23 protein-coding genes are annotated in these 25,616 nt (G+C 37.3%); 9 read left to right on the top strand and 14 right to left on the bottom strand.

The genetic code is table 11. The features are described from left to right. Positions 1-34: 34 nt before the first annotated feature. The 3 genes from gloA to plsY form a co-directional block, all read right to left on the bottom strand. The gene (gene gloA, locus MT390_RS02685) at positions 35-451 is read right to left on the bottom strand and encodes a lactoylglutathione lyase (RefSeq protein ID WP_499439445.1); all 417 of its coding nucleotides are present in this window, start codon (positions 449-451) and stop codon (positions 35-37) included. Positions 452-535: 84 nt separating this feature from the next. Next, the gene (locus MT390_RS02680) at positions 536-964 is read right to left on the bottom strand and encodes a c-type cytochrome (RefSeq protein ID WP_166368850.1); all 429 of its coding nucleotides are present in this window, start codon (positions 962-964) and stop codon (positions 536-538) included. 104 nt (positions 965-1,068) lie between these two features. After that, complete coding sequence (gene plsY, locus MT390_RS02675; protein ID WP_299663682.1) at positions 1,069-1,665, bottom strand: glycerol-3-phosphate 1-O-acyltransferase PlsY; 597 nt, start codon at positions 1,663-1,665, stop codon at positions 1,069-1,071. 169 nt (positions 1,666-1,834) lie between these two features. Here plsY and folB point away from each other — a divergent pair, with 169 nt between their 5' ends. From folB to MT390_RS02660, 3 genes are read left to right on the top strand one after another with little or no spacing between them, the layout of a single operon-like run. Next, complete coding sequence (folB, locus tag MT390_RS02670) at positions 1,835-2,188, top strand: dihydroneopterin aldolase (protein ID WP_166368846.1); 354 nt, start codon at positions 1,835-1,837, stop codon at positions 2,186-2,188. After that, on the top strand, positions 2,188-2,676 hold the full coding sequence (folK, locus tag MT390_RS02665; protein WP_166368844.1) for a 2-amino-4-hydroxy-6-hydroxymethyldihydropteridine diphosphokinase: 489 nt from the start codon (positions 2,188-2,190) through the stop codon (positions 2,674-2,676). The genes folB and folK overlap by 1 nt, the downstream gene beginning before the upstream one ends. A gap of 34 nt (positions 2,677-2,710) precedes the next feature. Continuing rightward, a complete protein-coding gene (locus MT390_RS02660) occupies positions 2,711-3,508 on the top strand; it encodes an undecaprenyl-diphosphate phosphatase (RefSeq protein ID WP_166368842.1) in 798 nt (265 codons plus the stop codon). 88 nt (positions 3,509-3,596) lie between these two features. Here MT390_RS02660 and MT390_RS02655 read toward each other — a convergent pair whose 3' ends face one another. Further along, the gene (locus MT390_RS02655) at positions 3,597-4,826 is read right to left on the bottom strand and encodes a multifunctional CCA addition/repair protein (RefSeq protein ID WP_499439442.1); all 1,230 of its coding nucleotides are present in this window, start codon (positions 4,824-4,826) and stop codon (positions 3,597-3,599) included. A 258-nt stretch (positions 4,827-5,084) separates the two neighbouring features. Here MT390_RS02655 and MT390_RS02650 point away from each other — a divergent pair, with 258 nt between their 5' ends. Beyond that, the gene (locus MT390_RS02650; RefSeq protein ID WP_499439440.1) at positions 5,085-6,797 is read left to right on the top strand and encodes an AAA family ATPase; all 1,713 of its coding nucleotides are present in this window, start codon (positions 5,085-5,087) and stop codon (positions 6,795-6,797) included. Between the two features lie 7 nt (positions 6,798-6,804). Beyond that, the gene (locus MT390_RS02645) at positions 6,805-7,593 is read left to right on the top strand and encodes a general secretion pathway protein GspB (RefSeq protein ID WP_499439438.1); all 789 of its coding nucleotides are present in this window, start codon (positions 6,805-6,807) and stop codon (positions 7,591-7,593) included. Positions 7,594-7,794: 201 nt separating this feature from the next. On the opposite strand, the gene MT390_RS02640 is transcribed toward MT390_RS02645, so the two are convergent. The 3 genes from MT390_RS02640 to MT390_RS02630 all read right to left on the bottom strand — a co-directional run bounded on the left by MT390_RS02640 (position 7,795) and on the right by MT390_RS02630 (position 10,478). After that, complete coding sequence (locus MT390_RS02640) at positions 7,795-8,394, bottom strand: TIGR04211 family SH3 domain-containing protein (protein ID WP_499439437.1); 600 nt, start codon at positions 8,392-8,394, stop codon at positions 7,795-7,797. Between the two features lie 122 nt (positions 8,395-8,516). Then, on the bottom strand, positions 8,517-9,782 hold the full coding sequence (locus tag MT390_RS02635; protein ID WP_499439435.1) for an inorganic phosphate transporter: 1,266 nt from the start codon (positions 9,780-9,782) through the stop codon (positions 8,517-8,519). A 15-nt stretch (positions 9,783-9,797) separates the two neighbouring features. After that, entirely contained in the window at positions 9,798-10,478 is a 681-nt protein-coding gene (locus tag MT390_RS02630; protein WP_166368830.1) for a TIGR00153 family protein, read from the bottom strand. Positions 10,479-10,657: 179 nt separating this feature from the next. Here MT390_RS02630 and MT390_RS02625 point away from each other — a divergent pair, with 179 nt between their 5' ends. Together MT390_RS02625 and MT390_RS02620 are read left to right on the top strand one after the other, a co-directional pair. Further along, entirely contained in the window at positions 10,658-12,169 is a 1,512-nt protein-coding gene (locus tag MT390_RS02625; RefSeq protein WP_499439433.1) for a CYTH and CHAD domain-containing protein, read from the top strand. A 317-nt stretch (positions 12,170-12,486) separates the two neighbouring features. Continuing rightward, positions 12,487-13,632 (top strand): methyl-accepting chemotaxis protein, encoded by a 1,146-nt coding sequence (locus tag MT390_RS02620; protein ID WP_499439431.1) that lies wholly within the window; start codon positions 12,487-12,489, stop codon positions 13,630-13,632. Positions 13,633-13,803: 171 nt separating this feature from the next. On the opposite strand, the gene MT390_RS02615 is transcribed toward MT390_RS02620, so the two are convergent. The 4 genes from MT390_RS02615 to MT390_RS02600 form a co-directional block, all read right to left on the bottom strand. Then, positions 13,804-14,145 (bottom strand): hypothetical protein, encoded by a 342-nt coding sequence (locus tag MT390_RS02615; RefSeq protein WP_166368824.1) that lies wholly within the window; start codon positions 14,143-14,145, stop codon positions 13,804-13,806. Positions 14,146-14,147: 2 nt separating this feature from the next. Continuing rightward, entirely contained in the window at positions 14,148-14,795 is a 648-nt protein-coding gene (locus tag MT390_RS02610; protein WP_166368822.1) for a hypothetical protein, read from the bottom strand. 120 nt (positions 14,796-14,915) lie between these two features. Further along, positions 14,916-15,599, bottom strand: coding sequence for a PspA/IM30 family protein (locus tag MT390_RS02605; RefSeq protein ID WP_166368820.1), 684 nt, complete (start codon positions 15,597-15,599; stop codon positions 14,916-14,918). Between the two features lie 14 nt (positions 15,600-15,613). Continuing rightward, positions 15,614-16,027 carry a YjfI family protein gene (locus MT390_RS02600; RefSeq protein ID WP_166368818.1) on the bottom strand — a complete coding sequence of 138 codons (414 nt, stop codon included), beginning with the start codon at positions 16,025-16,027 and terminating at the stop codon, positions 15,614-15,616. Positions 16,028-16,479: 452 nt separating this feature from the next. Here MT390_RS02600 and glnE point away from each other — a divergent pair, with 452 nt between their 5' ends. Beyond that, positions 16,480-19,329, top strand: a complete 2,850-nt coding sequence (gene glnE, locus MT390_RS02595; protein ID WP_166368816.1) for a bifunctional [glutamate--ammonia ligase]-adenylyl-L-tyrosine phosphorylase/[glutamate--ammonia-ligase] adenylyltransferase — start codon at positions 16,480-16,482, stop codon at positions 19,327-19,329. Between the two features lie 163 nt (positions 19,330-19,492). Here glnE and lpxL read toward each other — a convergent pair whose 3' ends face one another. Then, positions 19,493-20,416 carry an LpxL/LpxP family Kdo(2)-lipid IV(A) lauroyl/palmitoleoyl acyltransferase gene (gene lpxL / locus MT390_RS02590; RefSeq protein WP_499439429.1) on the bottom strand — a complete coding sequence of 308 codons (924 nt, stop codon included), beginning with the start codon at positions 20,414-20,416 and terminating at the stop codon, positions 19,493-19,495. Between the two features lie 343 nt (positions 20,417-20,759). Between lpxL and MT390_RS02585 the strand changes: the two genes are divergently transcribed. After that, positions 20,760-23,030 (top strand): sensor domain-containing diguanylate cyclase, encoded by a 2,271-nt coding sequence (locus MT390_RS02585; RefSeq protein ID WP_166368812.1) that lies wholly within the window; start codon positions 20,760-20,762, stop codon positions 23,028-23,030. Here the strand turns inward: MT390_RS02585 and MT390_RS02580 are convergent. Next, positions 23,022-24,527, bottom strand: a complete 1,506-nt coding sequence (locus tag MT390_RS02580; RefSeq protein ID WP_499439427.1) for an AMP-binding protein — start codon at positions 24,525-24,527, stop codon at positions 23,022-23,024. The two genes, MT390_RS02585 and MT390_RS02580, sit on opposite strands and share 9 nt — an antisense overlap. After that, positions 24,515-25,582, bottom strand: coding sequence for an o-succinylbenzoate synthase (gene menC / locus MT390_RS02575; protein ID WP_499439425.1), 1,068 nt, complete (start codon positions 25,580-25,582; stop codon positions 24,515-24,517). The genes MT390_RS02580 and menC overlap by 13 nt, the downstream gene beginning before the upstream one ends. Between the last annotated feature and the right edge of the window lie 34 nt (positions 25,583-25,616).

Here is a 25,616-nt window from a genome sequence, read left to right as displayed (position 1 = left end):
GCCTTTTTGCTTTCAATTAGTCAAAAATGGCAATTTAAAGTGAGGATTCACCCAAACCTTTACCTGCATCTTTTTTATTGATCAATTCAATCATATAACCGTCCGGGTCTTTCACGAATGCAATCACTGTTGTACCACCTTTCACTGGGCCAGGCTCACGAGTTATCACACCACCTAAACGTTTTATTTTTTCACAAGTTTGGTAAATATCATCCGTTTCGATAGCAATATGACCGTAAGCATTGCCTAAGTCATAGCTCTCTGTTCCCCAGTTATAAGTTAGTTCGATAACCGTTGTATTAAGCTCATCACCGTAACCTAAGAAAGCAAGAGTGTATTTATACTCAGCATTTTCGGATTGGCGTAATAATTTCATATCCAATACTTGTTGATAGAAATCCAATGACTTTTGTAAATCACCTACACGCAACATAGTGTGCAATAAACGCATAATCTATTTCCTTTTCATAAAATAAAAACAAAAAAAGCGAATATCAATTCGCTTTTTTATTGAAGGAGCAGTTTAATTAGTTGATTAATATAAATCTTTAATTAAAAACTTAACTGTTGAAGCGATTTCATCATCGCTACAGTCGCTACAAGTGCCTCGAGCAGGCATCGCATTAAACCCTTGTATTGCATGGGTAATTAAAGTTTCTTCACCCTGTGCAACACGAGGCTGCCATGCATCAGCGTTACCTTTGATAGGTGCGCCAGCGGCACCAGTAGCATGACATGCTACACAGTATGTATTGTAAATTTTCTCACCTGATCGAGGGCCTGCTGGTTCACTTGAATCGTTCCCTGCACTTGCAGTTTCAATTTCACCATCAATATAAACGTCACCAATCGGGGCGACACGATTTGCAATCGCTTCTTCAGATAGATCTTGTGTAAAGCTTGGTGCACTAAATAGGCTCAATGAAAGAGCAATAAATAGGCTAAGACGTTTAATAAGGATCACGTGAACTCCTGTAAATGTTAATAAAAACTAATATTCAAGTTAGCTTGTTGTTAAAGTATTAATTATAACGAGATTGCCATTAACTACCAATCTCTTTATGGATATTATTGTTTCCAGTTCACTATTTTCTTTTCATTACCGGTCAGTAGCCGTCGAATATTACTGATATGACTAACAATAATTAAACACGACAACATTAGAACAGGTAATGTGAACTCCGGTTTAATATAATTGACAAAGACAGGAGCAGCAATAGCAGTGATGATTGCCGCTAATGATGCGTAGCCACTGAGAGCAACGACTATTAGCCAAGTAATTAGTGTTAATCCGGTCATGTCCATGCCTAAGGGTAATAATATGCCTAATCCTGTTGCTACACCTTTTCCCCCTTTAAAATCAAAATAAGGTGGAAAAATATGTCCTAAACAAGTCGCAATACCAATAAAACCGATAGCAAAAGGTGGGATACCCAGATAATAAGCAAAATAAACAGGAAAAGCACCTTTCAAAAGATCGAAAATGAACACTAAACTGGCAGCTTGCGCACTGTGAAGGCGAAGGATATTAGTTGCTCCAGGATTTTTCGAGCCCTGTGAGCGAGGATCTGGCCAACCTTTTATTTTACATAATAAAATTGCGCCATTTAACCCGCCAATAAAATAAGCAGATATGCTAAAAATAAGTGTAGCCAGTATAATCATGGTACTTATTTAATCCCAATCAGGTAAAATGTGGCGCATTATAATAGACACCAAGATAAAAATTTGAGTATCTTATTATAATATTTAATTTAACGTGTCGAGTTTACGCGTTAAGGGATATAAAAAAAAGCATCAGCGATTAAAAAACAGACACATCACGGGGTTTAAAATGGATATTGTTTTTATTAAACAGCTACAAGTAATTAGTACGATTGGGGTATATGGCTGGGAAAAGTCAGTACAACAAAAGCTGTATTTTGATTTAGAAATGGCTTTTGACAACCGTCCTGCTGCCGATAGTGACGATATCAACCTTGCTCTGAACTATTTCAGTGTCTCTGAATGTGTGTCCCAGTTTGCTCAGCAAAATCAGTTTGAATTAATTGAAACAATGGCTGAACGTGTTGCGGCATTAATTATGCAATCATTTCCAGTGCCATGGATTAAGTTAACGTTGCATAAACCTGGTGCGTTAGCTAATGCTCAAAGCTTAGGTGTGCAAATAGAACGCGGCAGTAAGTAGTGGCACATATTTTTATTGGCATTGGTTCAAGCATCAACCGTGGTGAAAATATTCGTGAAGGTGTTTTAATATTAAAAACCTATTTTTCAGACCTGCAATTATCTACTGTTTATGAAAGTGAAGCTGTGGGCTTTGACGGTGGCAATTTTTATAATTTAGTGGCTGAATTTAATAGCGATTTATCCGTCAAAGAAGTGATAACAATTCTTAAACGGATAGAAGTGCAATTAGGACGCCCAGAAAAAGCCATTAAATATGCACCGAGAACTTTAGATCTGGATTTATTATTATATGATCAAAAAGTTGACTCAAATAATGATCTCCCACGTGCTGAAATCACTAAAAATGCCTTTGTATTACAGCCATTAGCTGAACTAGCACCTACTTTAAAGCATCCTATATTGACTATCAGCTATCAGCAGCTGTGGTCACAGTACCCTAAAAACAAACAAAAATTATGGGAAGTAACCACGCCTATTTTCGATTAATAGCACCATCACTATTTTAATAAATGAGAACATAATGAGTATTTTAGAAGTTGTAGTCTTAGCCTTAATACAAGGTTTAACTGAGTTTTTACCTATTTCTAGCTCAGCACATTTAATTTTACCTTCGGTATTATTTGGCTGGCAAGATCAAGGCTTAGCCTTTGATTTAGTATTAAACATCGGCACATTAGCGGCAGTTCTTATCTATTTTTATCGTGAAGTGACTAATATGTCCGTGGCTTGGGTTGATTCAGTTAAAAATAAAAATCATAGCCAAGACAGTAAGTTAGCATGGTGGATTATTCTTGCCACCATTCCTGCTGCTGTAATAGGTTTTTTAGGCAAAGATTATGTGGAAATGTATTTGCGTAGCGGTTACGTGATAGCGGTCACCACTATTTTATTCGGTTTATTACTGTGGTGGGCAGATAGTAAAGCGAAACAAGTTAAAACTGAATATCAAACGGGATTAAAAGGGGCTATTTTTCTAGGTTTTGCGCAAGCATTAGCACTTATCCCTGGTACATCTCGTTCAGGCATTACTATTACGGCTGGCTTGATGTTAGGTTTAACACGTAATGCAGCGGCTCGTTTTTCATTTTTAATGTCAATTCCAATCATTTCTATGGCATCGGGTTATGATTTATTAAAATTTATTTTATCCGATGAATACGTAGATTGGCCATCACTACTATTAGGTGCAGGTGTATCATTTATTAGTGCTATTTTATGCATTCATGTTTTCTTAATACTACTGAACAAGGTCGGTATGCTACCTTTTGTTATCTATCGTTTATTATTAGGCGCTGCTTTATTTTATGTATTAGCGTGATTTTTAATAAAGGCCGACTTTTGGTAACTTTTTACTTTTACTAAACCCCGACTAAAGACTGCGTTATCTGTTCTTTAGTCGGGTTTAATTAACGTGAGTGCTGCTCTTTGAACGCTTGTACTTGCTGAATACGCTGTTCATTTAGTTTGTGTCTGATTTCAACGCCTTGAAACCCTTCTTTGATGATCTCTTGGATATCAACCTTTAGAGCTTGTTGAAATGCTTGCCACATATAATCGGCTGTCGGATAAGGTAATAGCTCAAAACCGGTGCGTCCTTTTGAGTCTGCAACACAACATTGTAACATTTGTTGGAATCGTTCTGGTTTACGCCATGCATCACATTTATCCATGATCCCAACCATAGTGCTTGCTCTTAATTCAAAAGCACTGTGGATATTGGTGTGGTGTTCGCTAACTAACAGTGCCAAATCTCGACAATCATTAGGTACCTTTAAGCGCTTACAGAATTTTTTGATCACTGATAAGCCTTTCATACCATGACCTTTATGACTTGGCCATTCACTCTTGGGAGTTAACGCTTTACCTAAATCATGCACTAAACAAGCAAACCGAAAGGCAACAGAATCAGAGAGTAGAGCCGCTTGCTCGACCACCATTAAGGTATGAATTCCGGTATCTATCTCTGGATGCCAGCGTTTAGGAGCGGGGACGCCATATAAGTTATCAACTTCAGGAAATAGTGCCGCTAAACCACCACAGTCTCGTAACACTTGAAAATATGTTTGTGGGCTATCGGTTTGTAAGGCTTTTTCTGTTTCGGTCCAAATTCGCTCTGGGCTTAAGCTCTGTAGCTCACCACCTTCAGCAATATTTGCCATTAATTGTTGTGTTTCTTCTGCGATACTAAAACCGAGTTTAGCGAAACGTGCTGCGAAGCGAGCCACCCGCAATACTCTTAAGGGATCTTCACTAAATGCAGGACTGATATGACGTAATATTTTTCTCTCTAAATCTTGTTGTCCACCATAGGGGTCAATTAATTGTTGATCTGTAGATTGGGCTATTGCATTGATCGTGAGATCGCGTCGTGCGAGATCATCTTTTAAACTGACATCTTGACCTGCGTAACAACTAAAACCCGTATAACCAATCCCTTGCTTGCGCTCTGTTCTTGCCAGTGCATATTCTTCTCCTGTTTTAGGATGTAAAAATACTGGGAAGTCTTTACCTACTTGATTGAAACCCTGTGCTAGCATGTGCTCTGGGGTACTATTAATTACCACGAAGTCACGGTCTTTAACTTCGAGCCCTAATAGTTGATCTCTAACTGCGCCGCCAACTAAAAATACACGCATAGTTTCCCCCTTAATGAATTATTTGGTTATTATACTGAAACTATCTGAAGATGCAGAAGCTTGTCACCATCTTTCTAAAATAATAGCAGGTATCTCGCTGAATAAAGCATCTCGATTGGTAACGGGTATATAACTCTTGTTAAGCTTGAGTAATGTCGAAGCAGTAATGGCTTTATAAAACGTTTATGATATTCATTAAGACAAGCTAGCTCTCTGATCTTGCGTCAATAGGGCTCAACACATTGTTTAAGGTTTAAAATGTATCAAGAATTTTTTTCGTTAAAAGAACAACCATTTTCAATTTCTCCGGATCCCGACTTTTTATTTTTGAGTGATCGCCATAAAGAAGCGCTTGCACACTTAATGTATGGCTTACAGGGCAATGGTGGTTTTGTTTTATTAACAGGAGAAGTCGGTACAGGTAAAACCACGGTATGCCGAGCACTATTAGAGGATATGCCTGCACAAACGGATATCGCTTTCATCCTGAACCCTGCTCAAACAGAAGTTGAGTTATTAGCTACTATTTGTGATCAACTTAATATTGAATATGAACAGAGTAGAGCGAGCTTAAAAACGTTATTTGATGCGATCAGTAGTTGGATGTTGCACAATTTAGAGAAAGGACGCAGTGCAATTGTGTTGATTGATGAAGCACAACATTTGAGCTTCTCAGTGCTAGAGCAATTAAGGTTGTTAACTAATATTGAGTCAAACAATAAAAAACCATTACAAGTTATTTTGATTGGACAGACGGAGTTACAACAAAAACTGAAAGAAAATCAATTGCGCCAATTAGCACAACGCATTACTGCACGTTATCATTTGTTGCCACTGACTTTGCAAGAAAGTGAATATTATATACAGCATCGCCTCAATGTAGCGGGGGCAAGCTATCCTATTTTTGAAACACCATTACTAAAGCGTATATTTAAATATAGCCGAGGCATTCCACGATTAATTAATCTTATTTGTGATCGCAGTATGCTCTGTGCATATAGCCAAAGTTCGCCTAAAGTAACGGCTAAAATGATCGATTTAGCGGTAAAAGAAATTGATTTAAGTCTAGATGATGGTCATGCAACTGAATCCGTGAAGCTGTTCTGGCGCTTTGTTTTATTATTAGTATTAACGGGGTTCACGATCTGGCAAGCACCTAAAATATATCATCATTTTAATCAACCTCAACAAGCTATCGAAACCCTTAGTGAGCTCGGTTTTTCTGACTCATCTACACCTACATCGCCATCAACATCAATGCAAGTAGCAGAAGTTAAAGTAGAGCCGTTGCAAACAGACTCAGAAGTTAGTCCCTTGCAATCTTCAACCACAGATAACCTCAACTCAGAAACTGATACTTTCACTTGGTTCGATAGTTATCCTGAATTAGACTTAAGCCAAGGTTATTTTGCAAATGCGCTGCAAACCCTATATGCGGTTTGGGGTTATCAAGTTGATTTAGCCGATGCAAGCTGTGAACAGGGAGAAGTTGCTTCATTGTTATGCTTTTCTGATAATACTTCGTTACAAAAACTACAGCAGTTAAATTATCCTGCTGTAATTAAGTTAGCTAGCGATCAAGATATTGTATATGCGGTGCTTTATAAAACCCAGCAACAAGATCAAGCGCAATATGAAGTATTAATAGGTAAGCAAAAAATATCCGTATCCGAAGCATGGTTAGAAGAGTATTGGAATGGCGGCCTGACTTTATTATGGAGAACACCCTTTGATATTAGTAAGCCATTAAAGTTTGGTGAAAAAAGTCAACGAGTTGTTTGGTTAAGCACGCAATTAAATAATTTATCTGGTCTGACAGTGGCTAATAAACAGCGCTTTGATTGGAAGCTTAAGGAGCAAGTAATTGAATTTCAAAAAGATAATGGGTTAGTTGCTGACGGCATTGTAGGGCGACGCACCTTGATGTTCTTAGTGCAACAATCAGAACCTAATATTCCATCGTTGTTATAGGATCATTATGTCTACGATATTAAAAGCTTTAGAAAAAAATAAGCACCATCCCCAGACGCTACTGATAGATAAATCAACGGATAAGAATTGGAAATTAGTCGTGGCTGCTGCTTTATTAGTGATCGCCTTGTTATTAGGACTGGTTTTATACTTATTATTTAAACCGCTAGAGCGTGTGATAGAAAATGCTAATAATGTAACCATGACCGCAACTCCTACACAAACAACTAGTCTTCAAGTTGCACCTGTAATATTACAACAGCCACAGCAGGTAAAAGAGCCTGTTAATACGGTTAGTGAAATCGATTTCAAAACTAAACCTTTACCAAAGTTACAGAAAAAAGTACCAGTGACGAGTACGGAAACTTTTATATCTGCAGAAAAAAACACACAGAATGAGAAATTAGAGCTTGCTGCAACAAGTGATGACGTTACAAATAGCCTTGCACTAGCCGATGTACCAAGTGATTTACAGCAACGTTTTGCGTTAGCTGTTGAACTTGAGCAAGGACAGCAATCAATACCGAACCAAGTTGCCAATGACCAACCTGTTGTTGAGTCAGATATTTCACAAATGTCCGCACAGTTCCAATATCAAGTCCCTGTGATGAGTTATGACTCCCATGTTTATTCCACTAAAGCCAATGATCGTTGGATCCGTATAAATGGTGTGGATATGCGAGTGGGTGATTATGTTGGAGCGGTTGAACTGGTAGAAATAATGCCTCAACAGAGTGTCTTTCGTTTAGGAAAACAGCGTTTTACTCTAGAGTCATTAAAGGATTGGAAAGGTTAAATAGGTTGGTTTCTCATGCGTACTATTGGCCGCATAATAAATAAACTAGGTATAAAAAAATAAAAAGAGTTTAATAAGCAATTTAGTGACTTTTAAACACCTTTTAGTTTTTATGATATGACTTGTTAGTTGCAAAACGCTTACTCTTTATGCCTTTAAGAGTAAGCGTGATGATTAGCTGCTATCGATTCTAGTTATGAATTACCAATTATCAGTACGTTTTTTACGGCGTGGTAAAAACGGAATAATTAAGCCAATTAATAAACCAAAGAATAAAACACTACCGCCGTACATTAACCATTCCATCTTAATGCGCTCATCTTTAGTCGATTGTAATAAATCTAATTCCATATTACGTTCTTCTAGATCAGCAATGGTATCGCGTAATGCTCTTTTTTCACTATCAAGCTGAGCGATTAAACTATCTTTATCGATAATAGCTTGCTCACTTTCTGTTAATGCTTGTTTATTATCATCGTTAATTGTTTTTAACTTGTCTTGGCTTTCTTGATACTTCTTTTGTAGCTCAGGTAATAAGGATTTTGCTGGAGGTTGCTCTTGAATCTCACCTGATTTTACCCACCCCACTCTGCCAGTCGAAGATCTGACTTGCATGAATTTTGTTTTGCTATTGTATTTTAAAGTGCTGACCGCTGTGCCGACTTCGATCGTACCAATAATGCGGTACTCAAGACTAGGACCTGAATGCATATAAATTGAAAGATTATCACTGACATATTGTGTGGCTGCAAAACTGCTTGAAGAGAACAGCAAACATAAGAAAAACTTAATTGATTTCAAAAGAAATACCTTTTTAGCAAATAAATTGAATGGTCATTCTAAAAGTTATTAAAGCTCAGTAAAAGTAAAAAGAGAGCCTAAGCTCTCTTTTTTCGATCAATACATGACTTAATGAGCAGCGATTAAGAAAAAATACTCTTTAAGATGTAGAAAAATATAATTGATAAACCAGCGCCGATAGGTAATGTCACTATCCAAGAGATAACAATATTACGAACAACGCCTAAGTTTAATGCCGCGATACCACGTGCCATACCTACACCCAATACTGCACCAACCAAAGTTTGCGTAGTAGAAATAGGTAAACCGGTACCCGATGCAATTACAACCGTTGAGGCAGCAGCTAATTCTGCGGCAAAACCTCGGCTAGGTGTTAAATGTGTAATACCATTGCCTATGGTCGCCATCACGCGCTTACCAAAGATAGCAAGGCCCAGTACAATACCAACACCACCTAGTGGTAAAATCCACCATGCAAGCTCTGCTTTTGCTGCAATTTGACCATTATGTTCAACGATACTTACTACCGCTGCAAGAGGTCCAATAGCATTTGCAACATCATTTGAACCATGTGCAAATGCCATTGCACATGCCGTTACAATCATCAATACCGCAAATATTTTTTCAACATTAGCAAAGTGCATACGTTTATCAGCTTGTGGATCAATTTTAACGCGATTAACAAAGAATTTACCAGTTATTGCCACTAGCAAACCAATGATCACTGCAGAAACTATTGCTTCGATAATACTAACATGTAACCCAACATGTTTAAGGCCTTTGGTAATCGTCACTAATGACAGGATAAAACCAGCCAAAAACATATAAAAAGGAACAAAACGTTTTGCATTAGCAATAGGATCTTTGGTATTAAATATTAGCTTTTGCGAACTCATAAAAATGAAATAAGCAATAATCCCTGAAATCAGCGGAGTGATTATCCAACTACCGATAATACCGACCACTTTGCTCCAAGTTACACTATCAACACCGACACCAACAGCAGAAAAGCCAACAATAGCACCAACGATAGAGTGCGTTGTTGATACTGGCCAGCCGAAGTAAGAAGCTATAATTAGCCATAAACCTGCGGCTAATAGCGCAGCTGTCATACCAAATACGAGCAACTCGGGTTGGTCAATAAAGTAAGCGACATCAATGATCCCTTTACGGATTGTCGAGGTTACTTCTCCGCCTGCTAGGTAAGCACCAGCAAATTCAAAAATCATTGCAATGATTATTGCTTGTTTAATGGTTAGCGCTTTTGAACCAACAGAGGTACCCATTGCATTAGCAACATCATTTGCCCCGATGCCCCAAGCCATTAAAAAGCCTACCGCACCAGCAAATATAACTAACATGCTGCCGTATGTGTTTAAAATTTCCATAAAAAGTCCTTAGAGCTACGATCTAGCTAGAATAAGTTCTAACTGGGTGCCGATTAATTCTGAGTGATCGGCAAGACTACCTACCCATTCGAGAATTTTATATAAAAACATGACATCTACAGGTTTGTAATTATCTTCAATGGCTAATAAGTTACGACGAAGTTTAATTTGCAATGAATCTGTATCATCTTCAATCGTTTCAAGTACTTCTATCATTTTAGTGACGATATCCACTTCACGACCTTTAAAGCCCGCTTCAAGTAATTCATCTAGCCCATTAATCGCATTTTTTGCTTGCTGTATCGCATCTAGGCTGCGTTGTACATAGGCCATAAAATCAACGAAGATTTCACTAGGGATCTGTAATTGGCGCCCAAAAGTACGCCCAGCAATGTCTTTTGCTGTATTGGCAATTTTATCTTGGCGATTAACTAGCTCTAATAAATCAGCGCGGTCAATAGGCATAAACAAACCCTTTGGCAGCGTCAAACGTAATTCACGTTTCAGCTCATCGGCTTGTTTCTCATATTGAGATATTTGCTTTCTCACAACTCCTGCTTCTACCCAATCATTTTTTGAACATGCTTCAAAAAATGGAAGTAGCAATTCGCTACAAGTCGCAACTTTGTCCATGTGTAATTGGATCGGTTTGATTGGAGATTTTGCAAACACTCCAAATATCGAATTAACTGGCATGATTCACCTTAATTTTTGATGGTTTGGTAACCACATAATGATCAAATAGAACATCTAATATGCGGCGCATGTTAACTTTCTTTTGCACACAATAGAACATCAATTTAGTATAATTGAGAAAATTTTACGATTAAAAATGATCTTGGTTATTAAATGAAGGGCTATTTTAGGTATAAATTATGGAAACAGAGATAGAAATTAAGTTCTTTTTTAATGCGCATTTTGCCGATGAACTATTGGCTAAAATAAGTCAATACACGGTTATTTCTCATAAAAACCAAATGCTATACAACGTTTATTTTGAGACGCCTCTGCGTGCACTAAGAACCATGGATATGGGATTAAGAGTACGTCGAATTGATGATCAATGTACGCAAACGATTAAAACCTCTGGTCGAGTGATAGGGGGGTTGCATCAACGACCTGAGTACAATGAACCAATAGAGGGGTTGCAACCAGAACTGTCCCGATTTAATAGTAAAATTTGGCCAGAAGATTGTAATATAAATCAATTGCAAGCACAGTTATCTCCTTTATTTAGTACTGATTTCAACCGTTTACATTGGTTGTTGGAAATGCCAGATGGGACGTTAATTGAAGTCGCTTATGATTGTGGAAAAATTATTGCGACGCAAGGCGAAGCTGATATTTGTGAAATTGAATTAGAATTAGTGAAAGGTGATGAATCTAAATTATTTGTTTTAGCACAAGATATTGCTTCATTACCGCAAGTACGTCTAGGTAATGTAAGTAAAGCTCAGCGTGGATATATGCTCACAGAAGGGGTTGATTTTGTCGTTAAACCAATCGACTTTTCTACTTTAAATCATGATATGAATTTACAAGAAGCGATGTCAGTAAATTTTCAACATGGTTTAAAACATTTGCAGTATCATGAAAATTGCTACCTTGAAGGAGGTGATTTTAGCGCCTTAGTTGAGTTGCAAAAAAGTATTATGTTTTTACATCAAAATATTCATCTTTTTAAAGAAGCAGGCGTTTCTTTTGTCGGTTGTGCTTGGATTGAAGACCTACAATGGCTTGCTAGAAGCTTTTCATGGGTAGATGAACGTTTAGTTTTTAGAAATTTATTAGAGAATAAAGCTTACTATATTCGAAAATTACCGAGATTAAAGCAATTACAGAAAAAACTACACTTAGCTGATCAGGCGCTGCCGAGTGAAGAAGATATTTTTAATATGTTGCACAGCTCTCGCTATTGCCACTTTGTTTTAGGATTAACAGAATGGTTAATTCAGCTTGAAAAAACACCACAAACTGATGCACCGCCAGTATCATTACTTTCTTTTTCAGATACCGCATTAACCGATGGATGGTCTAAATTAAAAATAGCATTATCTTCTGAACCCTTGCTAAGTATTGATAAACTACTCGCACACCAAGGGTTGCTAGCGGCAAACTTGATGACAGGGTTTAGCTTTGGTAATTTATTTAGCACGGAACGAATTGCTGAGTATTGTTATCCATGGTTAGATATTTATCAGGGGATTCATGAGTTATCGATGCTTGATACTATATATGAGTTAGCTCTTGATGAAGAAAACAGCGAAGCGAAAAATGAATATCTTAAGTGGGTTAAGCGTAAACAATATTCTTTATTAAGTGCGATTGAACAATCTAAACATCGCGCACTATTAAATGAAATGTATTGGATTGATCCTGATAATTAACCCAAATTCAAGGCAACTTGAACGACTCCCATCATTACCTTCTTTAATTTTTTAGGTTAGCTGATTGAGGCTATAAATAGTTATTGCTTCAATCAGTGCTTTTCAAAACCATGTCTTTTTGTATGAAATAGATACAAATTTTCTGTTTATATTTCAATTATGCGCAATAAGAAGTCAAGAGTAGGTAAATAATCACAAATGTGTTGGTTTTAACTATAATTGAGTAGATTTTAAGAATATTTCAACTAATATTTCTCGATGACAGTCGATAGATTACTATTCCTCTTTATTTCCCTTTTATTGAATCGAGTTAATATATGCCACAAGTACAGTTAAATAGCTTAGAAAAACAATTAGTTAATACATCTCCTCTGACCAAAGGTATTATTCTATTTTTCCTTGGTGCACTGTTTATATTAGTGATTAATCAGTTTTTTGTGGTTAATTTAGTGGCTACCTTTATTGTTGTATTTTTATTAGTTTTAGTCGTGGTATGGCAACATCACTGTAATCATAAACAACTCGCCGTTTTGCAACAATACCTTCAAGACCCTACCACCTCAAAACCAGAGCAATTAGAAGGTGCATTCTCTCAGCTTTATCTCGTTGCTAATGATCAGATCGCCGAAGCTACAAAGTATGGTGAAAGTACAGCTAGTACTTTGACTCAATTGCATGAAGTGACTGAGCAATTTGGTGCCTGCATGGAAGTTATTAATGAATCTGTAGCCGAAGAGTTTGAGCAAATAGAATTACTAGCGACGGCGATGAATCAAATGACGACTGCCGTAAAAGAAGTAGAAGGTAATGCAGAAAGTGCCTCAACTTCTACTTTGGAAGCGACAAATGTCGCTGAAGAAGGCCGCAGGGCTGTTGATGCGACGATCACTTCCATTAATTCATTGTCTAAAAATATTGATGATTCAGCGATTGCCGTTAATAACGTAGAAAGTAAGGTTGAGAGCATTGGCAGTGTAGTTGATACTATTCGCAGTATTTCTGACCAAACCAACTTATTAGCCTTAAATGCAGCGATTGAAGCTGCACGCGCCGGTGAATATGGACGCGGTTTTGCAGTGGTGGCTGATGAAGTGCGTAGCCTTGCTAAACGCACACAAGATGCGACAGTTGAAATCCAAGCAATGATTGAACAGTTACAAAAGAGTGCGCAACAAGCCGTTGGTTTAATGGATAGTAGTGTTAAAGAAGCAGAAATTGGCGTGAAAGAAGTGACCAAAGCGGGTATTAAACTTTCAGACATCGTTGGTAAAGTAAGTCATATTTCTGAGTTAAATTATCAAATAGCCTCTGCTGCTAAGGATCAGGCAACAGTTGCTGAAGAAATCAATAATAGTTTGGTACAAGTGAAAGAAACAGTAGAAGGTTCTGTGGTTGTATTGAAAGAAGTAACTGATATGACTGATGAAATTTATGGTTATACGGTATTTTTAACCAAAGTTTAATATTGCTAGATACTTTATAGGCCTGTTTGTAGGCGGATCTATTTTTAGCGTAAAGTCACTCGTTATAAATCTATAATCGGTGGTCTTGCCAACAAGTATTGTTGCTCTGTAGTGATGTACCCTTTACCATTCAAGTAGCTAAAGCCTTTTGATTGGTAAAGAGTATTGTATTTATTTTTCTTTAAAATATTCACTATTAGAAGCAAATTTAGTTAACTCCTCGATTACACACTTTTTAATATCTAATTGGTTTTCAGATGAAATATTATAGCGTTGGCCTAGTTGCATATAATCTTCTGCACTTAAACTCACTGTTAAACGCGGGCGTTTAGGCTTTTTGTGTGTGGTTAATTCTAATAAGTCTCTGATCTTTTCTGAAGGGCTGATCCCTTCATCTAATGCGCTACGGCGAATGCTATATTGCAGCTTGCTATCCATATCGAAAGCTATTTGCACTGCTTTGACAACTTTTGCTGATTGCTGCCATTTTTTAGGTAATTCACCAATTGGCATGTTTATTCTCCTTTGATCCATAATTCTGCAATATCACTTGCAGGGCGCAAGCTTGATAAATATACATCGGTATCACCATTCTCAAAAATAAAGATTTCTATCTTACGTAAACCTTCATTGCCTTCAAGTGAATAATATTCAAATTCTTGACCATGTTCCTGATCAGAATATTGTGGTGGTTTACTGTCCCGATAATCGGCTTGATGAATATAGCCAGATGTTGAAAAGTCTTGCTGGATATATTCCGTGGCTAACATATCTGCATAAGTGTGTTGTTTTGCTGTCGGTGTTAAACGTGCGTTGCCAGGAGCATTAAAAATATCAGAAAAAGCATCCATATCAAATAAAGCTTCTACTTCAGCACGAGTTAATAATAGGCTGCACTGTATAAGATTTTTAGGGTTTTTAGGAAAACTCAGATAAACCAATTTTTGATTACTACCTTGCGCAACCAATTGTACATAATGCTGATGTTTAAATTCAATGGTAATGACATCGTTAACTTGTAGCTGTTGCTTACGCATTACTTCAGGTAATGCAAAACTATCATCGAAACAAAAAATATCACCGATTAATAGCTGATCTGGTTGATTCAAAGCACGTGTTGGTGTTGTTGCTTGTTTACTAAATAACGATTTTAAAAAACGCATAAATATCCTTTAGCAAATATGTGATGGTAAGCGTTAGCTAGATGCAAAAAAACACGACTGCCTAAGCAAGTCGTGCTTTATTGTTATAATAACCGTATTAGTGATGTTTCAAAATAAAATTTATTTATTTTTTAAACGATCTAATACCGATTGTGCACTATTTTGTTGAGCCCCAATGCCTGCATCTTGCAGTTTATTTTTTAATGATTGGTCTGAGTTCTCAGAGGCTAATTGCTCTGCTGCCTGCAGTTTATCATCAAACATTGCTTGTTTTTGTTTGATTCGTTCTAGTGAATCTTTGGCATTTAATAATTTAGAGTTGCTTGCAGTAAAGTTATCTGAGATTGCAGAAGTTGCTTTTTGTACACTCTCAGTGGTTTTTACCATGGTTAACTGGCGTTTGTATTCAGTTAACTTACGTTCACTCTTTTTAATCAATTCTTTTAAGCGATCAATGCTATTTAAGAAGCTTTCATTTGCTTGTTGTTGATCTGCTGCATTACTTTCAAGTTCTGCTATTTTTTCAGCAACTTCAATAGCTAATGCTTCATTGCCTTGGTTTAGCGCTTGCATTGCGTAACCTTCATGCTCTTTGATGCTGGCTTGTAATTGCGCTAATTCACGAGCTGTTTGCATTTGTTTAGCCATCACTGAAGTCAAATCACGCTTGGCAATTGTGATATGTTTTTCTGAGTCACGAATTTCTTGAGCAAAAATTCTAGTTGAGTTAGCATCTACAATTGCTTCACCAGCTTCTGTTGCACCACCGCGTACTGCAGTGATTATTTTTCTAAATATGTTCATTTTTAAACTCCGAATTAATTTAAGTAGCTATCCATTTCACTGATCACTTCAAGGCTGTTATCGCTGAGAGTGACTAATTCAAGCTCTATATCTTCTAAGCTTGAGTTGATTGATAGCGCGCCAAAGACAACATATTTGTCTTCGACTTTAGCAAAAGAGGAAAGCGGCATAGGAATGTTCATTTCTAACATTGCTTCCATCATATTTGCTTTAAGTTCTGATTTAATTTCATCTTCACCCCATAAGTAGGCAATACATAAAATTTGGTTATCACTGATAGAAACAAAAATTGGGATCTCTTCGCGGTCAATAATTTCTACTTGTAGTACATCTATTTCACCATTGATTGGCGTACAGTCAAAATTGAAGCCCGTTTCGGTATCGTCTGCTAATTTATTTAAATGGGTAGCAATAGTATGAATATTCATCGTGTTCCTTAACCGTGTTTGACATTAAATGTCATGTGAGTATTAATTTAGTAGCCAAGCCATTATATGTCAATGGATTTCTGCGTTTATTTTCGTCGTTTTACTTAACTCGGTGTGAATGCTGTTATTAAAGTCTACTCGTTGTCATTATGTTAGTCAGCTACTTATCGGTTTTAAATTGTTGCTAGTCTCATAATAATGGTGCTTCAAAATTACTTTTCAATGACTGTCATTGTAAAAATGTAGAGCAGGTTTGTTATTCTTGTCTGTCATGACTGACTTTAGTGGTGCTTAGTACGTCATTAGTAATATTTTATTCTGTGCGTAGGATCATGCATTTCAGACTAGGGATCTGCTTATGATGCTTTTTTACCTCACTTTTTATTTTAAGGAAGGTAAACTCTATAAGAATAGCGCCTTCCTCAACTATCGAATCTTATTGTGAGCAATGTATGTCTTTATTAAATGAAGTAGCACAAAAATATATGCAACAACTTGGTGAACGTTTTGATTTATCCAGCTTAAGTGATGATCACTCTCAGCAATTATATGACGTTTTTGCATTGAGTGATTTTGTTGCAGAGTCTTTAATAAAGCAGCCAGCTCTTATTCCCTGCTTATTCGAAAGTAACTTATTAACCACAGCCGATCGCACTGAGCAATTGATAATAGAGCTAAAAACCGCTCTGTCAGAGACTGAGAATGAAGCACAATTACACCAAACATTACGTTTTTTTAGACGTAAGCATATGGTGGTGATTGCTTGGCGAGAGCTCTTAAACCTAAGTACTTTACAGGAAAGCTTTGTCCACATTTCGTTATTAGCAGATCAGTTAATTTTGCAAAGCTTAAATTGGTTATATCAGTTGCAATGCCAAGAGCAAGGTACGCCAATCGGAGAGTCCGGTGAGCAACAAACAATGTATGTCTTTGCCATGGGTAAGTTAGGTGGTAAAGAACTCAACTTCTCTTCTGATATTGATCTTATCTTTTCTTATCCTGAACGCGGCCAAACCGAAGGCGGGCGACGCGTTATTGAAAACTCTGCATTTTTCACTAAATTAGGGCAGCGTTTAATTGCTGCACTACACCAAATAACCGTTGATGGTTTTGTATACCGTGTAGATATGCGTTTACGTCCTTTTGGTGAGTCTGGGCCATTAGTGACAACCTTTAACTCTATTGAAGATTATTACCAAACTCATGGTCGAGAATGGGAGCGTTATGCGATGGTTAAGGCGCGTGTTTTAGGTAAGGAAGGGATTTACAAGCAAGAGCTCGAAGGAATGCTTAGGCCCTTTGTGTTTAGACGTTATATTGATTTTAGTGCCATTGAGTCATTACGGAAAATGAAAGCAATGATCAGTGCTGAAGTTCGCCGTAAAGGTTTAAAAGATAATATTAAATTGGGTATGGGCGGGATCCGTGAAATTGAATTTGTTGCACAAGCTTTTCAACTTATTCATGGTGGAAGGGATTTGCAACTGCAATGCAAAGGGTTACAAGAAACCTTAAAAGTAATTGCAAAAACTGAGGTCTTGCCGGCGGATAGAGTTACTTGTTTATTGGATTCATATCATTTTTTACGGGCAGTAGAAAATGTATTGCAGCAAATTGGCGACCAGCAAACGCAGACATTACCGAATAACGAATTAGATAAGCTACGCTTAATTAAAGTAATGAAATTTGAAGACTGGGAAAGTTTTTATACGCGCTTAAATCAAGTAATGGAAAACGTACACAAGGAATTCAACTGGGTTATTGGGGAATCTGAGGAGCAACAAAATGAACCGCAGGAAGAGTTTGTTGAATTGTGGGAGTTGCAGCTTTCTAGTGAAGAAATTGAACCTATTTTAAGTAAACATATTAAACCAAGCAGCAAAGCCGATAAGCAGGTTGTTGCATTTTCAAAAATGATTGTTTCTTTAAAAGAAGATATTAGTCGCCGTCCGATTGGCCCACGAGGACAAGCAACAATTGATAAATTATTACCAAGAATTATTGCTTTAACTTGTGCCTTTTCTCATCCGGACAGTCTTTTTGAGCGTATTCATCATCTGATTTTAAATATTATGCGCCGTACCGCTTATTTGGAGTTATTGAATGAAAATGAGGGGGCACTAAATCAGCTATTAAAATTATGTTCAGCTAGTCCTCGAGTCTCCGCGCAGTTAGCTCGTCACCCTATTTTACTCGATGAGCTGTTAGACCCTCAAAAACTCTACCATCCAACGGAGTTAAGTAATTATAGAAGCGAGTTACAGCAGTTTATGCTACGTATTCCTGAAGAGGATATGGAGCAGCAAATGGAAGCGTTGCGTCAATTTAAACAGATGCAATTTTTACATATTGCCACCGCCGATATTGCAAAGGGTATTAAATTACCTCAGGTAAGTGATCATTTAACTTGTTTAAGCGAGGCTATTCTTGAGTATGTGGTACAAATAGCTTGGGCTCAAATTACTGAAAAATTTGGTATACCGAGTAATGTTGCGGGCACTGACCGTAAAGGTTTTGCAGTGATCGGCTATGGTAAAATGGGCGGTTTAGAGCTTGGTTATGAGTCTGATCTCGATGTGGTATTTCTACATGATACTAATATATCAGGTGTAACCAATGGTACTCGTAGCATCGATAATCAGTTATTTTATTTCCGTTTAGCACAACGTATTATTCACCTATTTAGCTCGCGTACTAACTCTGGAATTCTGTATGAAATAGATATGCGTTTACGCCCATCGGGTGATTCTGGACCACTTGTCGCAGGTATGGCTGGGTTTCATCGCTACTTAAAAGAAAACGCATGGACATGGGAACATCAAGCTTTAGTTCGCTCCCGTCCAGTATTTATTGATAGCATTATGCAACAAGAGTTTACGCAAATACGGGCAGAAATATTAAGTCAAATGCGAGATCAACAGCTATTAAAAAAAGACGTATCGGAGATGCGCACTAAAATGCGGGATCATTTGAATCGTGCTGAAAGTCAGGAGTTTGATCTTAAGCAGTCTCCAGGGGGAATGGTCGATATTGAGTTTATTGCACAGTACCTGGTGCTAGCTCATGCCAACGAATTCCCTGAGCGCTTAACAGAGTGGTCGGATAATTTGCGTATTTTTGCTGCTTGCGAGCAGCTTGGGTTATTAACTGAGCTGCAAGCAAAACAATTGATTGATGCCTACTGTCATATTCGAGATGCGGCCCATCGTTTAAGCCTGGGTAAAAAGAAACGCATTACACAGGCAGATCAGTTAGTTGAAGACCGTAATGCTGTAATTGCAGTATGGGAGCAGCTTTTTTAGACTGAGTCAGTTCCTAGCTTAGGCTCCACTAATGTTTTTAAATAAATCAAGATGCAGCGGAGTCGGCAAACTAAGAGGGAGAAAAATAAAGGCGAGACTGCTTTGTAACGCAACTCGCCTTTATTCGTGTTTTTAATGCACATTAAATCAAACTTTATTAGTGCTATTGGTACACCGAAAGTTCTCCCTCTGGGCGGGTCTTAAAGCGACGGTGTAGCCACATATATTGATCATCACACTCGCTAACCATGCGCTCTATCTGTTGGTTAGTATAAGTGGTGTCAGCCTTTAAATCCTGGCTTGGAAAATCACTTAATGCTTCATAAAAAATTAATTCATATCCCTCTGAACCAGGCAGACGCTTTAAAAACACAGGAATAACAACACTATCTTTAACACGCGCTAAAGTACTTGTGCCAGATACTGTGTTAGCGCTCTCTACATCGAAAAATGGTGCAAATATGCTGCTTTTGTGTCGACCATAATCATGGTCGGGTGCGTACCATAATGCTTGTCCGGTTTTTAATACACGTAACATCGCTTTAAAATCTTTGCGATCTAGCATGGCTTTATGCTCGCGCATACGTCCCCAGTAGAACCAATAATCTAAGACTTCGTTACTATTTTTTCTATACACCGCATAACTTGGGTGAATCAAGCCTAATGCACGCGCGCCCATCTCTAAAGTTAAAAAGTGTGCACCTAAAAAGATAATACCGTTGCCTTGTCGGGTGGCTTGTTGTAGATGTTGAATGCCTCGCACACTTAGTAAACCACGTACACGCCAACTTGGCCAAAACCAAGCCATGCCCATTTCTAATAAAGCAATCCCCGTATTTTCGAAGTTCGCTTTTACTTTCTGATCAACTTGTTCCGGTGTCAGTTCAGGAAAGCATAATTCAATATTACGACGTGCAGTATGAAAACGTTTTTTAGCAAAAGGGATCGCTAGTCGCCCTAAGTATTTACCAATATTTAATATTGTTGAATAAGGTAATAATGACGATAAAAAGAGAATTAAGATCCCTAGCCAAGCTAACCAATATCTTGGGTGAATAAAGCTAGATTTTAATTTGTATATATCCATAAACTGCTCTCTGCTATCGGGGAGGTATGATTCTAACGAATAATATTAGAAATACCTATTATGTCTTTGAATCTTATTGTGTTGATTGCTCTTTTATTATTACTTTTGTTTAAGGCTAAACTTAATAGGCTGTTAACTAAAAATGTTGAAATACTTTTAGGCATTTCTACTTTTTTGTAATGATGCCGTTATCGCTTATCGCTTATCGCTTATCGCTTATCGCTAAAGAGTGATTACCTCACAGTGGTTTAATCGCTTCAAAAACAACCTTAAAATATCAACTGTGCCTACCCTAATTGATATATACTCATTATTATTTTTTGTATATTTATTTGGGTTTAAAATGTTGAGAGCAAAGCGTTTTCACTCTTCCGACTTTATTTTTGTTGTACTCACTGTCATCTTGATCACTTTTATTTTTATGTTCATGTCCAATGATCAAAGCCAAAAACAACAACGTCAATTAGTTGAGCGCGCAGTATACAATAGTTTTGTCTCTGCACTAGCTCAAGTGAAGTCTAATGCTGGCTTATTGTATGCTTTACAATATCATAATGAAGCTATTTTACCTTTACTAGAAAAGGCAAATAACAATATAAATGCTCCGCAAGTTTTAGCCTCGATTAAACAAAGTTTGTATGAAAAATTGCAGCCTTCATTTCGTAGTAGTAGCCAAAATTTTGAACATCAACAGGTGTATCTAAGTAATGGTGAATCATTGTTAACATTGCAACAAATTACAGAACCAACCAATAAAAATAACGTCGACAATACTGCCTTGAGAAAGGTACTACAAAATAAAGAAACCTCGTTTGGTTTGTCATTGAAAAATGGTCGTTACCTGTATAGTTATTTTTTTCCTGTTTTTAATCACAATAATAATTTTATCGCCGTGGTAGAAGTCGCTATGCCATTAACTGCAATGAAAAAAATATTAACGTCAACTAGCGCAGTAAAATCGCAATATTTATTAGCAAAAAGACCACTCTTATCGACCCAACAAAAAGCCAAGTTATATCAAGAAACGGCTTTTTCCGATGCTTTTTATATTGGCATCAACGAAAACAAATTAAACCCTCGATTAGGAGAGCTAAGTGCGGCTAATTTGGCGCAATTAAAACAAAGCCTAGGCCTAGCTGAAGAAACAAAATTAATGCAATTGAAACGCTTTTCAGTCAATACTCGTATTGCAGGAGAAGATGGCATCGCTGTTTTCATGCCCGTTCATGATACGCGTGGTTATGCGGTAGGTGGTGTACTCACTTTTTCTCCAATGATGAAGTTGTATCTTTCACAATCTGACAAATATGCGATCACACTTATTCTATTATTGATGGTGCTATTAACATTACTGTATACCTTTAGAAAGTACATGGCGTTGAGTCGTTTACAATTGCGTTATCAGTGTTTTTTAGATGGTTTACCTTTCCCTATTTTTGTTAAAGGTTTTAATAATGAATATATTGTTGCTAATAAGGCGTTTTACCGTTTCTTTAATGTTACTAGAGCGCAGTTATTAGATAAAAAACACAGTGCAGCCATTGAACCTGAAGCATTAACTATATCTATTGCGGATATTAATCAAGCTGGTGGATGCATTGAAGTAGAGCCCGAGAAATTAAAAGAAAATGATCCTTCAAGCTATAAAATTTTCTATTATGCAAATTCGCAATTGAGTAGAGAAATGATTGGCTATATTGGTTACATTAAGGATATTAGTGACCGTAAATCACTCAATCAATCTTTAAAATCATCAATATTCGATCAAACTCAATTTATGGATTTATTACCATTAGGTGTGCGTATTTTTAATCTCCAAGGACGCACTACTTTTGTCAATAAAATACTGGCACAACTAAGCGGCCATAAGGTAGATGATTTACTAGATACAGACTGTGATGCTCTGTTTACGTGCCTACAATGTAATAAAAGTGTGTGTCCTTTACTAAAAACCAAGAATACAGAGCAAGTGCATCGTATAGAAACTATTAAATATAGTGCCAAAGGCGAGGCTCGAACCTATGAGATTGTTCAGCATCCCTATTATTCAACAGAAAAACAAATTCAGGGGATTATTGAAATCACCCGCGATATTACCGTTGATAAATCATTATTAGATAAAAATAATGAATTGATGCTAAGCGACGAGCTTACTGGGTTATTAAACCATCGGGGTATTGTCAGTGCCGGAGATAATTATTTCCGTTTAAGCCAACGTGCTAACAAACCTTTCTTTGCCTTATATATTGATGTTGTTGGTATAACCAAGATTAATTTAGATCATGGTGAAGCAGAGGGAGATCAATTATTAATGTCTTTTGCAAATATATTGACTGACACCTTTAGAGAAACCGATTTAGTGGCGCGTATTGGTGGGGATGAGTTTGTTATTTTAATGACAGATAGTGAATATCATATTACCGATACAGGGCTGTTTCCTCGCTTAGACAATAATGTTCGAAAGTTTAATTCAAGCTCCATTAGAAAAAGTCGTTTAGTGATTGATACCGGAATCGTTGAGTATAAAAAAGAAAGTCATCCCGATTTACTGTCTTTGATTAATAATGCAGAACAATTGGTATATGAGCATAGTATCAAACGCACCTTAGGTTAGTCCTTGCTTACTTAAACTGTCTATGAAAACTTGTTTGGGCACTTTTAATGCTTGGTTATTTGCTAATTTCAAAGGCCAAGCAAGATAATGATCGGGTTGTTTAAAGCCGATCAGTTGTTGGCCAAGGTAATGTTTAAGTTGCTGACAATCTAGATCAAATTGAGTTGAGTCTGAAAATAAAACAAAGAGCGCAATGCGCTGACCATATTGTTGATCCTTGGTGGGACAAATATAAGCTTGTTTAACACGACCATATTGTAAACATACTCGCTCTATTTCCTCCGGCTGAATATTTTCGCCACCACTAATAAATTGTCTGTCTTTACGTCCTATAATAGATAATTGATGTTGTTTCAGTGTGCCCAAGTCACCACTTGCAACCCATTCTTCTGCTGCAATTTTATGTATTGCATTATCTCGGAAATACCCAATAAATCGTGTTTCGCCAGTTATATAAATTTCACCTCGGTGTATTTTTATTTCTCTATACGGTAAAACCTGTAGCTGACTACTGTTATCTGAGGTGGCAATTTGCGAGGCCATTTCAGTACTGCCGTAACTTAAGTGATAGTGAAATCCACGTGCAGCTAACGCTGTTAGGTGCTCTTCTGAAAAAGCGCTTCCACCCAATAAAACATGTTTAATGGCAGATTGTTTCGCATTAAATAAAGGATCTGCTAATAAGCGGATCAATTGCGTTGAAACTAAGGATAAGTGCGTGATCCTGTGTTGTTGTAATAAGGCAACAGTCAATGGATAAGTGGTTAAGTGTATGCATGCTCCTGCAATAATGGTTCGTAATACCGTTGCATATCCACCAATATGAAATAGTGGTAGGGACAATAAGTTATGATCCTGTGAAGCAAGAGGGATCAGTCTTTGTGAGCCCAGCGCACTAAAAAAGTGATTACGATAATTATGTACAATCGCTTTAGGAAAACCGCTGCTACCAGAAGTGAAAATAATATTGCAAGCTTGTTCTGGTTCAATCAATAAAGGCGTGAGCGTTATTGCGGAAGTGGAGATATTTGCAGTTGCTGCAATAGAAGATGAAGCCTGCTCATGAAGGTTTGATAACAGCAATTCAAAATCTATTTGTAATTGAGGTGACGAGGTCGGTAGGGAGTCTGCATCTTGCTCATTCTCAATCCAACAGTACGGCGTATTTAATACTGCCAATCTTTGCGACAACTCAGTAGCGGTAAAGCGTGGGTTTAGCGGACAAAATAGCCAGCCTGCTCGTACGCATAATAATTGCATTAATAGCAATTCAATACCATTACTGGCGATACAAGCCAGCCTGACCATTGACGGTGGAGTTGAAGTTGAAATTGGAGTAGTTAGGTTAATTTGTGTCAGTAATTGTCTTTGCAGTGCGCTTAATAGTTGATCTAACTGCTGATAGGAGATCGATTGCTGATCATATTGCAACGCAGTCCAGTGACTATGATAAATAGCATGCCAGCGAACGGGGCAGTGGTTAATTAAGAGTGCCATATACAAGTTGCCTGAGATGTAATGAATCTTTGTAAGTCTGAATTATCCTTAATAGCATGACTTATTTCAGGTTGGAAAGCGTGTAAGGTATCTAAGCCTAAGCTTACCTTTAATTGAGTTTTTTGTTGCCATTGCTTTGCTAGATAAGCCAGTTGCTGTAGAGCGATTGGGGATTCAAAACTCGCGCTCATGCTAAGACTTAATTGTTGCTGTTGTGCATGCGTTAATAAAGCCTGAATACGAGCAGAATAGCCAATCAATGTAGGTTTGATGATTAACGCTTTAATACATTTGCTGATAGGCAATAGATTGGATATTAATAAGCTCTCATCTAATGCGATGGAGACCTTAAATTGTGTTGAAATGGATATATTATCCATAGTAGAAAGCGTTGGCTCTTCAATATAATCAATACATTTTCTGTCAATCGCATCTAGGAAGTCGATATATTGAATTGCAGTCCACTGCTGATTGGCGTCTAAGCGTAGCTGAACAGCGGGATTAAGTTCAATAAGGCTTTGTATGACTTTAATATCCTCTGCCACCGATAAACGCGCTACTTTCAATTTTACTGTTGCTGGATAATTTAACTCTCTATAGCGCTTAATAATTTCGTTCAGGCTACCTTGCAATAAAGGTATGGTCATTAAAGCAATATCTTGCGCTACATTACTTGTTTGTAATGCCCAGGGAATACGTTGCTGTAGGCAAAATAAAGCAAAGCTTACACTCGGTAAAAAAGGCGCTGTAAAATCTACTTGTTGATGGTTTGCTTGTTGCTTGCTTATGCATTGATTGGTCAACGTTCCGGCTTGTAAGGCATCGATTAGTTGCGTTTGACATGCAGCAAGTGTTTCTTGGCTAAAACCGGGCAGAGGCGATACTTCACCAATATAATCTTGCCCATGCGGGCTGTGCTCAATTAACCATAGTCCTTCGCGGGTGCTTAAATGATGGCCTTTAAAATTGATGGTTTTTTTTAAAGGTAATGAGAAGCGGTACAAGCTTAACTTTTTATTTGAACAGTCAAATAGTTGATCAAACTTGTCCATCATTGTCCTTTTCTAAATTATTTAAGTTAGCCGTTAA

The organism is Vibrio sp. 2-Bac 85 (assembly GCF_037546705.1).
Lineage (GTDB): Bacteria > Pseudomonadota > Gammaproteobacteria > Enterobacterales > Psychromonadaceae > Psychromonas.
Note: the sequence above shows the minus strand (reverse complement) of the source record. Positions and strands in the feature narration are given on the sequence as shown.

Excerpts from the sequence above, each read along its gene's own strand:
- MT390_RS02625 (WP_499439433.1), top strand. The coding sequence starts at position 10,658 with ATGGAAACAGAGATAGAAATTAAGTTCTTTTTTAATGCGCATTTTGCC.
- MT390_RS02605 (WP_166368820.1), bottom strand. The coding sequence starts at position 15,599 with ATGAACATATTTAGAAAAATAATCACTGCAGTACGCGGTGGTGCAACA.
- lpxL (WP_499439429.1), bottom strand. The coding sequence starts at position 20,416 with ATGGATATATACAAATTAAAATCTAGCTTTATTCACCCAAGATATTGG.
- MT390_RS02630 (WP_166368830.1), bottom strand. The coding sequence starts at position 10,478 with ATGCCAGTTAATTCGATATTTGGAGTGTTTGCAAAATCTCCAATCAAA.
- MT390_RS02615 (WP_166368824.1), bottom strand. The coding sequence starts at position 14,145 with ATGCCAATTGGTGAATTACCTAAAAAATGGCAGCAATCAGCAAAAGTT.
- MT390_RS02585 (WP_166368812.1), top strand. The coding sequence starts at position 20,760 with ATGTTGAGAGCAAAGCGTTTTCACTCTTCCGACTTTATTTTTGTTGTA.
- MT390_RS02660 (WP_166368842.1), top strand. The coding sequence starts at position 2,711 with ATGAGTATTTTAGAAGTTGTAGTCTTAGCCTTAATACAAGGTTTAACT.
- MT390_RS02650 (WP_499439440.1), top strand. The coding sequence starts at position 5,085 with ATGTATCAAGAATTTTTTTCGTTAAAAGAACAACCATTTTCAATTTCT.
- MT390_RS02610 (WP_166368822.1), bottom strand. The coding sequence starts at position 14,795 with ATGCGTTTTTTAAAATCGTTATTTAGTAAACAAGCAACAACACCAACA.
- glnE (WP_166368816.1), top strand. The coding sequence starts at position 16,480 with ATGTCTTTATTAAATGAAGTAGCACAAAAATATATGCAACAACTTGGT.
- MT390_RS02600 (WP_166368818.1), bottom strand. The coding sequence starts at position 16,027 with ATGAATATTCATACTATTGCTACCCATTTAAATAAATTAGCAGACGAT.
- folB (WP_166368846.1), top strand. The coding sequence starts at position 1,835 with ATGGATATTGTTTTTATTAAACAGCTACAAGTAATTAGTACGATTGGG.
- MT390_RS02620 (WP_499439431.1), top strand. The coding sequence starts at position 12,487 with ATGCCACAAGTACAGTTAAATAGCTTAGAAAAACAATTAGTTAATACA.
- menC (WP_499439425.1), bottom strand. The coding sequence starts at position 25,582 with ATGATGGACAAGTTTGATCAACTATTTGACTGTTCAAATAAAAAGTTA.
- MT390_RS02655 (WP_499439442.1), bottom strand. The coding sequence starts at position 4,826 with ATGCGTGTATTTTTAGTTGGCGGCGCAGTTAGAGATCAACTATTAGGG.
- gloA (WP_499439445.1), bottom strand. The coding sequence starts at position 451 with ATGCGTTTATTGCACACTATGTTGCGTGTAGGTGATTTACAAAAGTCA.
- MT390_RS02635 (WP_499439435.1), bottom strand. The coding sequence starts at position 9,782 with ATGGAAATTTTAAACACATACGGCAGCATGTTAGTTATATTTGCTGGT.
- MT390_RS02645 (WP_499439438.1), top strand. The coding sequence starts at position 6,805 with ATGTCTACGATATTAAAAGCTTTAGAAAAAAATAAGCACCATCCCCAG.
- plsY (WP_299663682.1), bottom strand. The coding sequence starts at position 1,665 with ATGATTATACTGGCTACACTTATTTTTAGCATATCTGCTTATTTTATT.
- MT390_RS02580 (WP_499439427.1), bottom strand. The coding sequence starts at position 24,527 with ATGGCACTCTTAATTAACCACTGCCCCGTTCGCTGGCATGCTATTTAT.